The sequence below is a fragment of the Cellulomonas sp. ACRRI genome (assembly GCF_022346185.1).
Classification (GTDB): domain Bacteria; phylum Actinomycetota; class Actinomycetes; order Actinomycetales; family Cellulomonadaceae; genus Cellulomonas.
The window spans coordinates 1-12,999 of sequence record NZ_JAKRMS010000123.1 but is presented as its reverse complement, the minus strand read 5'-3'; the positions used below and the strand labels follow the sequence as shown (position 1 = coordinate 12,999).

12 protein-coding genes are annotated in these 12,999 nt (G+C 76.4%); 9 read left to right on the top strand and 3 right to left on the bottom strand.

All coding sequences use genetic code 11. The annotated features are described in order from the left end of the window. From MHY85_RS17290 to MHY85_RS17265, 6 genes are all read left to right on the top strand, one after another. Positions 1-854, top strand: an 854-nt coding sequence (locus MHY85_RS17290; RefSeq protein ID WP_239198664.1) for a DUF2599 domain-containing protein, incomplete at its 5' end; no start/stop codon positions are given. A 433-nt stretch (positions 855-1,287) separates the two neighbouring features. Next, complete coding sequence (locus tag MHY85_RS17285) at positions 1,288-2,817, top strand: ABC transporter substrate-binding protein (RefSeq protein WP_239198661.1); 1,530 nt, start codon at positions 1,288-1,290, stop codon at positions 2,815-2,817. Positions 2,818-2,821: 4 nt separating this feature from the next. Then, positions 2,822-3,778: an ABC transporter permease gene (locus tag MHY85_RS17280; protein ID WP_239198658.1), complete on the top strand. Its 957-nt coding sequence runs from the start codon at positions 2,822-2,824 to the stop codon at positions 3,776-3,778. Beyond that, a complete protein-coding gene (locus MHY85_RS17275) occupies positions 3,775-4,689 on the top strand; it encodes an ABC transporter permease (protein ID WP_239198655.1) in 915 nt (304 codons plus the stop codon). The genes MHY85_RS17280 and MHY85_RS17275 overlap by 4 nt, the downstream gene beginning before the upstream one ends. Next, positions 4,686-5,516 (top strand): ABC transporter ATP-binding protein, encoded by an 831-nt coding sequence (locus MHY85_RS17270; protein ID WP_239198652.1) that lies wholly within the window; start codon positions 4,686-4,688, stop codon positions 5,514-5,516. The genes MHY85_RS17275 and MHY85_RS17270 overlap by 4 nt, the downstream gene beginning before the upstream one ends. Beyond that, on the top strand, positions 5,513-6,316 hold the full coding sequence (locus tag MHY85_RS17265) for an ABC transporter ATP-binding protein (protein ID WP_239198649.1): 804 nt from the start codon (positions 5,513-5,515) through the stop codon (positions 6,314-6,316). The genes MHY85_RS17270 and MHY85_RS17265 overlap by 4 nt, the downstream gene beginning before the upstream one ends. A gap of 88 nt (positions 6,317-6,404) precedes the next feature. Here the strand turns inward: MHY85_RS17265 and MHY85_RS17260 are convergent, their stop codons facing one another. From MHY85_RS17260 to MHY85_RS17250, 3 genes are all read right to left on the bottom strand, one after another. Continuing rightward, entirely contained in the window at positions 6,405-6,989 is a 585-nt protein-coding gene (locus MHY85_RS17260) for an alpha/beta hydrolase (RefSeq protein WP_239198646.1), read from the bottom strand. 95 nt (positions 6,990-7,084) lie between these two features. Next, positions 7,085-9,217: an acyl-CoA dehydrogenase gene (locus MHY85_RS17255; RefSeq protein ID WP_239198643.1), complete on the bottom strand. Its 2,133-nt coding sequence runs from the start codon at positions 9,215-9,217 to the stop codon at positions 7,085-7,087. Positions 9,218-9,274: 57 nt separating this feature from the next. Next, entirely contained in the window at positions 9,275-9,937 is a 663-nt protein-coding gene (locus MHY85_RS17250) for a TetR/AcrR family transcriptional regulator (RefSeq protein WP_239198640.1), read from the bottom strand. Between the two features lie 122 nt (positions 9,938-10,059). On the opposite strand from MHY85_RS17250, the gene MHY85_RS17245 reads away from it, so the two are divergent. From MHY85_RS17245 to MHY85_RS17235, 3 genes are all read left to right on the top strand, one after another. After that, positions 10,060-11,397 carry an acetyl-CoA C-acetyltransferase gene (locus MHY85_RS17245; protein ID WP_239198637.1) on the top strand — a complete coding sequence of 446 codons (1,338 nt, stop codon included), beginning with the start codon at positions 10,060-10,062 and terminating at the stop codon, positions 11,395-11,397. Next, a complete protein-coding gene (locus tag MHY85_RS17240; RefSeq protein ID WP_239198634.1) occupies positions 11,397-12,761 on the top strand; it encodes a 3-oxoacyl-ACP reductase in 1,365 nt (454 codons plus the stop codon). Before MHY85_RS17245 ends, MHY85_RS17240 begins: the two co-directional genes overlap by 1 nt. Next, the coding region (locus MHY85_RS17235; RefSeq protein ID WP_239198667.1) for a hypothetical protein at positions 12,758-12,999 on the top strand (242 nt) is incomplete at its 3' end. The genes MHY85_RS17240 and MHY85_RS17235, both read left to right, overlap by 4 nt.

The following is a 12,999-nucleotide window of genomic DNA, read 5'->3' as shown; positions in this document are numbered from 1 at the left end:
GCCGTCACAATGGCGCGGTGACGCGACGCGCCCGCCGGGCCCTGACGGCCACCGCCCTGCTCGGGTCGCTGCTGCTCGCCGGGTGCACCGCGGACCGGGACCCGGGCCCGACCGCGCCGCCCGCCGGGTCGGCCCCCGCCGGCACCGCCTCCGCCGCCGGCACCGCCTCCCCCGGCGCCGCCGCCGTCCGCGCCGAGGGCACCCCCGTGGCCTCGGGCGCCGTCACCCTGTCCGTGCTGGCCCCGGCCGGCGCCCCCACGGCGACGCCCGCCGACGACGACGCCGTGCTGCTGGCGGTCGCGGTGCCGGACGACGACCCCGCCGCCACGCTGGTCGCCGTCGCGACGCTCGCGCCCCCGGACGGCGGGACCGTCGACGTGCTCGACGACCTGTCGGCCGTGGTCCGGGACGCCGACGGCGGCGTGCTCGCGGGGCTCACCGCGCCCCTGCTGGACGACCCCGCCGGCCGCACGGTCCGGGTCCGGACCGCCGACGACGGCGCGGTGACCTGGCTCGTGGAGGGCGCCGCCGGCTCGGGGGCCGCGGGCGGGACGGTCACCGCGACGTTCGCCGCGACGGCGGTCCTCGACGCGACCTGGCGGGACCTGGTCGACGAGGGTGGGCGCTCGCTCGCCGTCCGGCCCGCGGCCTGGGCGCGACGCGGCAGCCTCGCCGCGGAGGAGGCGGTGTGGTCCGCGCTGGTCGCCGCCGCGCCGGAGGCGGACGCCCAGAACGTGCGGGACCAGCTCACCTGCCACCTGATCGGCGCTCCCGACAAGGCCACCTGGAACCTCGAGCCGTGGCGGCCGGACGTCGGGCTGCTCGCGACCATCGGCGCGCTCTGCAACCCGTGACCACCGGGGGGCACCCGCCCTGCCCGGATGGCGGACCCCCCGTCCCGGCACCCGGTCGGTTGTTGCTACAGTCACCCGCATCATGCGCCTGACGACCCTCCCCGCACGCACCCGCGCCTGTCGACCCGCGTCGACCGCCGCGTGCTGTTGTCGTCGCTGAGCACCCCGCGTCCCTGACGCCCGCGCGTCCCTGACGCGCCCGGCGGCGCGCCGCACACCGGCCCCGCCCGAGCACCGCCCGCGAGCACCGCTCGCGTCCAGCGCCGCGCCCACCCGCGCCGGGAATTCCCGACCGTCCGGTCTGGTTCCCGTCCTCCGGGGACGCGCGGCCCACGGACGCGACCCGGCGACGGCATCCCGCCCGACGCCGCGGACGCACCCGCCCGACCCCCACGCGGCACCCGCCGCGCAGCCCTCCTGGAAGGACACCCCCGTGAGCACCCGTCGCTCCCGCCGCGCCCCGCTCGGCGCCGCCCTGGCCGTCGCCGCCGCCCTGGCGCTGGCCGCCTGCGGCTCCGGCTCGGGCTCGGGCGGCGACTCGTCCGCCGCCTCGGGCACGCCCGACGCCTCGGCCGAGATCGTCATCGGCTCCACCAACGAGCCCACCGGGCTCGTCCGCAACGTCGGCGGCTCGTCCGGCGTCTCGCAGACCATGACCCGCAACGTCTTCGAGGGCCTCACCTCGGTGGACGTCGACGGCCAGGTGATCCCCACGCTGGCCGAGTCCTGGGACGTGTCCTCCGACGGCCTGACGTACACGTTCCACCTGCAGCCGGACGTGACCTTCCACGACGGCACCCCGCTGACCGCGGACGACGTCGTGTGGAGCATCTCCGAGGCGATCGGCCCGGAGTCGAAGTCCGCCCGCAAGAGCGACCTGCTCGTCATCCAGCAGGCCACCGCGGTCGACGACGCCACCGTGCAGCTCGACCTGTCGCGGCCGTCGCAGGGCCTGACGTTCTACCTCGCGTCCGTCACGATCGTGCAGGACGGGGACAAGGAGCTGACCAGCGACAACGGCACCGGCCCCTACCGGTTCGTCGAGTGGGTGCAGGGCGACCACCTCACCATCGAGAAGTACGACGGCTACTGGGGCGAGCCCGCGAAGAACGCCGGCGTCACGTTCCGGTTCTTCCAGGACACCACCGCGCTGAACAACGCGCTGCTCACCGGCGACCTCGACCTCGTCATCGCCGAGGACTCCCCGGACCAGCTCGTCCAGTTCGAGGACAACCCGGACTTCACGATCACCGAGGGCACCTCGACCACCAAGCAGATCTGGGCGTTCAACGACCGTGAGGCGCCGTTCAGCGACGTCCGCGTCCGCCAGGCGCTGTACAAGGCGATCGACCGGGACGCGATCCTGTCGGCGGTGTGGGACGGCTACGGCCAGGTCATCGGCTCGATGGTCCCGCCCACCGACCCGTGGTTCGTCGACCAGGCCGACGTGCACGGCTACGACCCGGAGGCCGCCGAGGCGCTGCTGGCGGAGGCCGGCGTCACCGACCTGGAGATCTCCGTGGACTACATCCCGGACGACACCACCGAGGCGATCCTCGCCCTGCTCACCAAGAACCTCGCCGACGTCGGCGTCACCCTGACGCCGAACCCGATCGACGACGCCACCTGGTACCAGAAGGTCTACACGGACCACGACTTCCAGACCACGCTCATGGGCCACGTGAACCCGCGCGACGTGCTCTGGTACGCGAACCCCGACTTCTACTGGGGCTACGACAACCCGCAGGTGCAGGAGTGGGTCGCCCAGGCCGACGAGGCGAGCACCGAGGCCGAGCAGGTCGACCTGCTGAAGCAGGTCAACGAGACCATCGGCGAGGAGGCGGCGTCCGCCTGGCTGTACCTGGACCCGCAGATCCGCGTCGCCCGCTCCGACGTCACCGGCTTCCCCGTCGACCAGGTGACCGAGTCGTTCTACGTCGCCGACATCGTCCGGGAGCCCTGACACCGTGCGCGCTGCACTGCTGCGGATCGGCGCCCTGCTGATCTCCCTCGTCCTGGCGAGCGTCGTCGTGTTCGTCGTGCTCCGGCTGCTGCCGGGCGACGCCGCAGGCGCGACGCTCGGCGTGGGCACCACCACGGACCAGCTCGACCAGCTCCGCTCGGAGCTCGGGACGGACCAGCCGGTGGTGACGCAGTACGTGCAGTGGCTCGGCCAGATCGTCCGCGGGGACCTGGGCACGTCGTTCGTGTCCCGGCTCCCCGTGGCCGACCTGATCACGCAGAAGCTGCCCATCACGGTGCCGCTCAGCCTGTCCGCGTTCGTCCTGGCCGTGGGAGTGTCGGTGCCCCTCGGCGTGATCGCCGCGGTGCACCGGCGCGGGCCGGTCGGGGTCGCGGTGTCGGCCGTCTCCCAGCTCGGCGTCGCGGTGCCGGTGTTCTGGGTGGGCGTGCTCCTCGTGCTCGTGCTCGCCCTGCAGGCCCGGTGGCTGCCGGCCGGCGGGTTCCCGCGCACCGGCTGGGACGACCCCGCCGCCGCGGTGCGGTCGCTGGTGCTGCCGGTGGTGACCGTGGCGATCGCCATGTCGGCGGTCATGGTCCGGTACGTGCGGTCCGCGACCCTCGACGTGCTGGACCAGGACTACCTGCGCACCGCGCGGTCCCTCGGCTACGGCCGGTGGCACGCGCTGGCGCGGCACGGGCTGCGCAACGCGGCCGTGCCGGTCGTGTCGATCCTCGGCATCGAGCTGGCGACCTCGCTGCTCGGCGCCGTGGTGATCGAGAACGTGTTCGCCCTCCCGGGGCTGGGCACGCTGCTGCTCGACTCGGTGACCTCCCGCGACCTGCCGGTGGTCCAGGCGCTCGTGCTGGGGCTCACCGCGATCGTGCTGATCATGAACGCGCTGGTCGACCTCGGGCAGCGCGCCATCGACCCGCGGCTGCGGACGGCGGAGGTGACGGCGTGACCGGCGAGCTGACCACCACGACCCCGGTCGCGCGGGGCGTGGAGGCGCCCGGGGCCGCGCCGGAGACCCCCGCGGCCGACCGGGCCCGCGGCGCCCGCCGACTGCCGCCGTCGCTGGTCGTCGGCGCCGCGCTCGTCGGCCTCGTCGCCCTCGTCGGGCTGGTGTCGCTGTTCTGGACGCCCTACGCGCTCGACGACACCGGCACCGGCGAGCGCCTGGCCGGCCCGAGCGCCGCGCACTGGGGCGGCACCGACCGCCTCGGCCGCGACCTGCTGTCCCAGCTGATGACCGGCGCGGGCAACGCCCTGGTCGTCGCGGTCGCCTCCATGCTCGTCGCCGGGGTGCTCGGCGTCGCGGTCGGCGTGCTCGCCGGCGCCACCCGGCGCTGGGTCGACGTCACGCTGCTGTCGGCCGTCGACCTGCTGATCGCGTTCCCGACGCTGCTGCTGGCCATGCTCATCGTCACCGTGCGCGGCGCCTCGCTGTCGTCGGCGATCTGGGCGATCGGCATCTCCGGGTCCGCCGTCATCGCGCGGGTCACCCGGGTCAACGTCGCCCGGGTGCTGCGCGAGGACTACGTCACCGCCGCGCACGCCGCGGGCACCGGCTGGTGGGGCACCGTGCTGCGGCACGTCGTGCCGAACGTCTGGCCGACCCTGCTCGTCCAGCTCATGCTGCTGGGCGGCGGCGCCGTGCTCGCCGAGGCCTCCCTGTCCTACCTCGGGCTGGGCGCCCCGCCGCCCAACGCGTCCTGGGGCCGGCTGCTCCAGGAGGCGCAGTCGACGATGCTCGTCCAGCCGTGGGGCGCGATCCTGCCCGGCGTGGCGATCGTGGTCGCCGTCCTCGGGCTCAACCTGCTGGGCGACGGCATCCGCGAGCGCACCGACCCGAACCTGCGAGGTGACCGATGACCGCGCTGCTGTCCGTCGAGGACCTGACCGTCACCACCTCGACCGGGCGCCGGATCCTGGACGGCGTCTCCTGGTCGCTGGACGCCGGCGGCCGGCTCGGCGTCGTCGGCGAGTCCGGCTCCGGCAAGTCGATGACCGCCCTGGCCGTGCTCGGCCTGCTGCCCGAGGGGATGCGCGCGACCGGCCGCGTCCTGCTCGACGGCGAGGACCTGCTGACCCTGCCCCCGCGGCGGCTGGCCCGGGTCCGCGGCGCGCAGGTCGCGATGGTGTTCCAGGAGCCGCTGACCGCGCTCGACCCGCTGATGACCGTCGGCCGGCAGATCACCGGCCCGCTGCGGCTGCACCGCGGGCTGCGCGGCGCCGCGGCACGGGACGAGGCGGCCCGGCTGGCCCGGCTCGTGCACCTCGACGACACCGAGCGCATCCTCGGGTCCTACCCGTGGCAGCTCTCCGGCGGGCAGCGGCAGCGGGTCGCCCTGGCGATGGCGCTGGCCTGCGAGCCGCGGGTGCTGCTCGCCGACGAGCCGACGACCGCGCTCGACGTGACCGTGCAGGCCGAGGTGCTCGATCTGCTCGACGACCTCGTCGACCGGACGGGCGTCGCGCTCGTCTTCGTCACGCACGACCTGCCCGTCGTCGCCCGCGTCGCGCGCGACCTCGTCGTCATGCGCGACGGCCGGGTGGTCGAGCACACGTCGGTCGCCGCGGCGCTGGCCGGGGGCGAGGCCGCGTACACCCGGGAGCTCGTCGGGGCGGCGCGGGCGGTCACCGGCCTGCCCGGCGGGCCGGCCGCGGGACCCGCGACGGGCGAGGAGGCGGCCCGATGACCGCCACGGTCCCAACCCCGTCCGGGGCGCCGGACGCCCCGGCGGGCGCGCCCGTGCTCGAGGCCGTCGACGTGGTCCGCACGTTCGGCGCCACCCGCGCGCTCGACGGCGTCTCGGTGCGCGTCGAGGCCGGCCGCAGCGTCGGCATCGTCGGCGAGTCCGGCTCCGGGAAGTCGACCCTGCTGCGCCAGCTGCTCGCGCTCGACTCCCCCACCGCGGGCGAGGTCCGGTACCGCGGCGAGCCGCTGGCGCGCCGCGACCGCCACCTGCTCCGCCGGCTGCGCGCCGACGTCCAGCCGGTGTTCCAGGACCCGCGGTCCTCGCTCGACCCGCGGATGCGGGTCGGCGCCGTCGTCGCGGAGCCGCTGCGCTCGCTCGGGGTCCCGGGCGACCACCGGGAGCGGGTCGCCGAGGTGCTGGCCGCCGTCGGCCTCGACCCCGACGTCGCGTCCCGGTACCCGGCGCAGTTCTCCGGCGGGCAGCGGCAGCGCATCGCCATCGCCCGGGCCCTGGCGCCGCGCCCGTCGGTGCTCGTCGCCGACGAGCCGGTGTCCGCGCTCGACGTGTCCGTGCGCGGGCAGGTCGTGGACCTGCTGCAGCGGCTCGCCGCGGAGCAGGGGCTGACGCTGGTGCTCGTGTCGCACGACATCGCCATCGTCGGGCGGCTGTGCGAGCGGACGGTCGTGCTGCACCACGGGCGGGTCGTCGAGGAGGGCCCGACGGCATCGGTGCTGGCGGACCCGCGGGAGGCGTACACCCGCCGGCTCCTGGCGGCGGTGCCGCAGCTGCCGGGGGTCTGACCCGGGCGTCCCTCTCGAGTGGAAGGTTCTGCCCGACACGCGCGCGGCGTGTCCGGCAGGACCTTCCACTCGTGGCCGGGCGGGAACCTCAGCGCGGGTCGAGCGCCAGAGCGGCCCGCACCCGGTCCCGCACGACCGGGAGCGTCGTGAACCCGTCCCGCGCCAGCAGGTGCCCGCCGCCGGGGACCAGGTCGAACGTCGCCGACAGCCGCCCCGCCAGCGCCCGGGTCAGGGCCGGCTCCACCACGGCGTCGTCGTCCGAGCCGACCACGTGCCGCGCCGCCGTCGCCGCCACCACCCGGTCGTGGTCGGGCGGCGTCGCGGTGAACGCCGCGACCTCCGGCACGGCCGACGGCGTCGCGTCGAAGCCGGACGCGAGCACCAGGCCGCCGAGCCGCCACTCCCCCGGCGTCGCGGACAGCGCGTGCAGGGCGGTCACGCAGCCCAGGCTGTGCCCGACCACGACCGTCCGCCCGTCGGGCACGCCGATGGCCGCGCGGGCCGCACCGACCCACGCGGCCGGGTCGGGGGCGTGCGGGTCCGGCAGCGCGGGGACCGTGACGTCGACGCCGTCGGGGCGGACGTCGTCGGCGAGCCAGGCGAACCAGTGGGCGTCCGGGGACGCCTGGTAGCCGTGCAGGACGACGACGCGGGCGGGGCTGGTCTGCGGCACGACCGCATGGTGCACCCGGGAGCGGGCCCCGCGCGGCGGGCGGCCACCAGGTGACCGCGGGTGTCGCCGCGCGGGACCCGCTCCCCGCCCGCGCCTCAGCGCGCCGGCTTCGGCTCCGGCACCGGCTCCGTCCCCGACGCCCGCGCCGCGCGCTGCGCCTCCCGCGCCTCCGCCTGCCGCGCGGCCTCGGCCCCGGACGCGATCTCGGCCCGCACGTGCTCCGGCCCGTACCCGAACGCGTCCACCAGGTCCTGCGCGTGCGGCCGCAGCCGGAGCAGCAGCCGCTCGATGTAGGAGGTCACGGTGCGCGCCCGTCCCGCGGACAGCCGCCCGTTGACCAGGTACCAGGCCAGGTTCCGCTCGATCACGGTCAGCCCGAACAGGTCCCGCAGCCGGGTGAGGACCTGCCGGGTGCCGGCGTCCGGCGCCGCGTCGAGCGCCCGGGTGAACGCCTCCCACTGCAGCAGCTCGGCGTGCGCGCGGGCCGCCTCCACCAGCTCGTGCTGGTGCGCGTCGAACAGCTCGGCGGCGACCTCGGGCGCCGCGCGGCGGGCCGGGCGCAGCGCCTGGGCCAGCTCGGCGACCATCGTGGCGACCCGGTCCGCGAGCAGGTCCCGCTGGGTGTGCGGGTCGCGCAGCTGCCCGGCCGACCGCCGCGCGTCGCCCGCGTCGACGAGGGTCTGCGCGGCGCGGGCCAGCGGCATCCGGTGCAGCGCGGCGTCCGCCGCCTTGCCCGCGACCAGACGCGCGATGACCGCGGGGTCCCCGCCGACCTGGGACGCGTAGCGGGCGAGCAGCCGCTTGCCGACGAGCTGGTAGAGCACGGTGTTGTCGCCCTCGAACGTCACGTACACGTCGAGGTCCGCGCGCAGGGAGGTCAGCCGGTTGGCGGTGAGGAAGCCCGCGCCGCCGCACGCCTCGCGGCAGGTCTGCAGGGTGCGCAGCGCGTGCCAGGTCGACGTCGGCTTGAGCGCGGCCGCGAGCGTCTCGAGCTCCTCGCGCGACTCCGGGGTGTCGTCCTCCCCGGAGAACACGTCGTCGAACGCGGCGAGCAGGTGCTCGTGCGCGAAGGTCGCGGCGTACGTCTCGGCGAGCAGCGGCAGCAGCCGGCGGCGGTGCTCGCCGTAGTCCAGCAGCACCACCTCGTCGGTCGGCGACGCCCCGGCGAACTGCCGGCGCTGGTTGCCGTAGGTCACCGCGACCACGAGCCCGAGCTTCGCGGCGTTCACCGCGGCGCCGTCGAGGGACACCCGGCCCTGCACGAGGGTGCCCAGCATCGTGAAGAACCGCCGCCCCGGGCTGGCGATGGGCGAGGAGTAGGTGCCGTCCGCGGCCACCGAGCCGTACCGGTCGAGCAGGTCGGCCCGCGGCACGCGGACGTGGTCGAACCACAGCCGCCCGTTGTCGATGCCGTTCAGGCCCCCCTTGAGACCGTCGTCCTCGCCGCCGACCCCGGGCAGGAACGCCCCCGTCGCGGCGTCGCGGATCGGGACGTAGAACGCGTGCACGCCGTGGTTGACCGGCCGCGGGTCCGCCGGGCCCTGCGCGACGAGCTGGGCGAACACCACGGCGGCGGTGCCGTGCTGCCCGGCGTTGCCCAGGTAGTCCTTCCACGCCGCCCGGTACGGGGTGTGGAGGACGAACTCCTCCGCCGTGGGGTCGTACGTGGCCGTGGTGGCGATGCTCGCGACGTCCGAGCCGTGCCCGGTCTCCGTCATCGCGAACGCGCCCGGGACGTCGACCGACATCGCGCCCGGCAGGTACCGGTCGTGGTGCGCCGTCGTCCCCAGGTGCAGGATCGCGGACGCGAACAGGCCCCACTGCACGCCCGCCTTGATCTGCAGCGACGGGTCGGCGGCGACGAGCTCCTCGAACCGCGCCAGGCTCCCGCCGTGGTCGTCGGCCCCGCCCAGCCGCTCCGGGAACGCGCGCAGCACGTCGCCCTCGGCCGCGAGGGTGCGCAGCTGGTCCAGCACCCGCTCGCGGTGCTCGGGCACGGGCAGCCCCTCGATCCGCTGGAACCGCGGGTCGGCGATCACCTCCCGCGCGGCGCGGCGCAGGTCCGCGTACCGCCCGAGCAGCACGTCGGCCAGGCCCGGGACGTCGACCCGCGCCTCGGCCGGTGCGGTGCGGCGCGCGTGCCCGGCGCCGGTGGGCCGGACGGTCGCGGTCGGGGTCGTCACCGTCGGGCCGGGGGTGGTGGCCGGGGTCGGTGCGGTCGTGGTCATGCGTGCTCCCCTGGGTCGGTGCGTCGCCGTCGGCGCACGGGTGTCGGGTGGTGCTCGTCAGTCCGGTGGGGCCGGGTCCGCCGGCCGGGTGGTGCGCTCGCGGGACAGGGCGCCGACCGGTCCGGCCCACAGCCAGGCGGCGACGCGGGTGGCGACGTCCTCGCGGTCGGCGGCGGCGCTGCCCCCGCCCGCGAGCCAGCGCTCGCCGGTCCCGCGCACGAAGCCGACGGCGCCCGCGGCCCACAGCCGCACGCCGTCCGCGTCGTCGGCGGCGCCGAGCGCGCGCACGAACGGCTCGGCGACCAGCTCGGTCACCGAGTCGAGGAAGTGCCCGACCGAGCCGCCGCGGGTCACGAACGCGTAGACGTGCGGCGAGGACTCGATCATCTCGAGGTAGGTGCCGACCATGCCGCGCAGCGCGTCGCGCGGTGTGCTGGCCCCGGTCGCGGCCTCGTCCAGGGCGTCCCGGATGTCCGCGACCACCGCCCCGGCGACCGCGAGCTGGAGCCCGTCCTTGTCGGTGAAGTACCGGTACACGATCGACTTGGACGTCCCCCCGGCGGCGGCGATGTCGTCCATCGACACGTCGGGCCCCTGGTGGTGCACGACCCGGCGCGCGACGCGCACGAGCTCGGCGCGGCGGGCCTCGCGGTGGTCCTCCCACCGCGTCGACCGGCCGTCGTCCGTCGTCGTCGACGGTGCACGCGTGACCGGGCTCACAGAACCGACGGTATCAGGTACTGTGAGTTTCGGGCACCGCGCAAGGGACCGAAGTCCCGGAGCCGGCGGACCCGGGACAGCACCACCCAGCGACATCGACGACGATGCGGGAGGACCCCCACATGGCAGCGACCCCCACCCCGACGGCCGGCGCGACGCGCGCCGTGGTCGTCGGCGGCAACCGGATCCCGTTCGCGCGGGCCGGCGGGCCCTACGCCCGGGTGAGCAACCTCGACATGCTCACCGCGGCGCTCGACGGGCTCGTCGCCCGGTTCGGGCTGCAGGACGAGGTGCTGGGCGAGGTGGTCGCGGGCGCGGTGCTCAAGCACAGCCGCGACTTCAACCTCACCCGCGAGGCGGTGCTCGGCTCCCCGCTGTCGGCCCGCACCCCGGCGTACGACCTGCAGCAGGCGTGCGCGACCGGGCTGGAGGCGGTCGTGACGATCGCGAACAAGATCCGGCTCGGCCAGGTCGAGTCCGGCGTCGCGGGCGGCGTCGACTCGGCGTCCGACGTGCCGATCGCGGTCAGCGAGGGCCTGCGCCGCACGCTGCTGACGCTCGCCCGCGCCAAGACGGTCCCGCAGCGGCTCAAGGCCGCCGCCGCGCTCCGGCCCGGCGACCTCAAGCCGGCGACGCCCCGCACCGACGAGCCGCGAACCGGCCTGTCGATGGGCGAGCACCAGGCGCTCACCACCGCGCAGTGGGGCATCAGCCGCGAGGCCCAGGACGAGATCGCGCTCGCCAGCCACCAGCGGCTCGCCGCCGCCTACGAGGCGGGGTTCTTCGACGACCTGATCACCCCGTACCGCGGGCTGGTGCGCGACCAGAACCTGCGCGCCGACACCTCGCTGGAGAAGCTCGCGACGCTCAAGCCGGTGTTCGGCACCCGGCTCGACACCCCCGCCACCATGACGGCCGGCAACTCGACGCCGCTCACCGACGGGGCGTCCGCGGTGCTGCTCGCCTCGGAGGACTGGGCACGCGCCCGGGGCCTCACCCCGCTCGCCGCCGTGGTCGACGCCGAGACCGCCGCGGTCGACTTCGTGCACGGCGAGGACGGGCTGCTGATGGCGCCGGTGTACGCCGTGCCGCGGCTGCTCGCCCGGCAGGGCCTCGGGCTCGAGGACCTCGACTTCGTGGAGATCCACGAGGCGTTCGCGTCCACCGTGCTCACCACGCTGGCCGCCTGGGAGGACAAGGAGTTCTGCCTGTCCCGCCTCGGCCTGGACGACGCCCTCGGGTCCGTCGACCGCGAGCGACTCAACGTGCACGGCTCCTCGCTGGCGGCCGGGCACCCGTTCGCCGCGACCGGCGGGCGCATCGTCGCGACGGTCGCCAAGACGCTGCACCGGCGCCGCGCGGAGCTGCTGGCCGCGGGCGAGGACCGGCCGGTCCGCGCCCTGGTGTCCGTGTGCGCCGCCGGCGGCCTGGGGGTCGCGGCGATCCTGGAGGCGGTGTGATGGCCACCGACACCTACCTGGACCTGGTGAACAGCGGGTTCACCGCGAAGGTCGCGAAGCAGCTCGGCCTCCCCCGCCCGGCGCGGCTGCGCCGGTACCGCGCGGGCGCGCCGCTGGTCGACGGCCCGGTGCTCGTCCTCGGCGAGGGCGGCGACGCCGACACGCTCGCGCGGTTCCTGTCCGGCACCTCGCCGGAGCACAAGGGCTGGGACCTCGACGTCCGCCGGCACGCCGGCGAGGGCACCCGGTTCGCCGCGGTCGTGCTCGCGCTGACCGAGGTCGCGCACCCCCGGGACCTGGCGGAGCCGCTGCTGGCGCTGGCACCGGTGCTGAGGACGCTGGCCCCCGGCGGCCGCGTCGTCACCGTGTCCCGCGCTGCCACGGCCGACCAGGCGCCCGCGCTCGCCGCCGCGCGGCAGGGCGTCGACGGGGCGCTGCGGTCGATCGCCAAGGAGCTCCGCGCCGGGGCGACCGGCAACGGCGTGGTGCTGGCCGACGACGTGCCGGTCACCGCGCCCGCCGTGCTCGGCGCGCTCCGGTTCCTGCTGTCCCCCCGGTCTGCGTACGTCGACGGCCAGCTGCTCGCGGTCGACTCCGGGGCGGGTGCCCTGCCGTCGGACTGGGAGCGGCCGCTGGACGGCCGGGTCGCCGTCGTGACCGGTGCCGCGCGCGGCATCGGCGAGGCCATCGCCACCACGCTCGCCCGGGACGGCGCCACGGTCGTGGCCGTCGACGTGCCCGCCGCCGGCGAGGCGCTGGCCGCCGTCGCCAACCGGGTGCGCGGCACCGCGCTGCAGCTCGACGTCACCGCCGACGACGCCGGCGCCCGGATCCTCGAGCACGCGCTCGCACGGCACGGGCGGCTCGACGTCATGGTGCACAACGCGGGCATCACCCGGGACAAGCTGCTCGCCAACATGACGCCGGACCGGTGGGAGTCCGTGATCGCGGTGAACATCGCCGCGCAGCTGCGGATCAACGAGGCGCTGCTGACCTCCGGCGACTTCGCCGACGCGCCGCGGATCGTCTCGCTCGCGTCCACCTCCGGCATCGCCGGCAACTGCGGGCAGACGAACTACGCCGCGTCGAAGGGCGGGGTGATCGGCATGGTGCAGGCCACCGCGCCGCTGCTCGCCGCGTTCGGCGGCACCGCCAACGCCGTCGCCCCCGGGTTCATCGAGACCGAGATGACCGCGCGGATGCCCGCGCTCACCCGGCAGGTCGCGCGGCGGCTGTCCTCGCTCCAGCAGGGCGGGCTGCCCGTCGACGTCGCCGAGGCCGTCGCGTTCCTCGCGTCGCCCCAGGCGGGCGGGGTCGTGGGCCAGGTGCTGCGGGTGTGCGGGCAGAGCATGGTGGGGCGGTGACGGCCGCCGAGGCGCCGGCGCGGGACGCCGGGACCCCCGACGACGCACGCGCGGGCGGCGGACGCGCGGACGGGTCGCCGCGGCCCGGGGGCCGGCGCGTGCTCACCCTGGCGCAGCCCCCGTCGCTCGCCGGGCTGTACGCCCGGGCGGGGCTGGCCTCCGGGCGCGCGGCGGTGGGCGCGCCCGTGCGCCGGGCCGTGGACCGGCGGCGCGGCGGGGCAGCCGGGGAGCCGGGGGC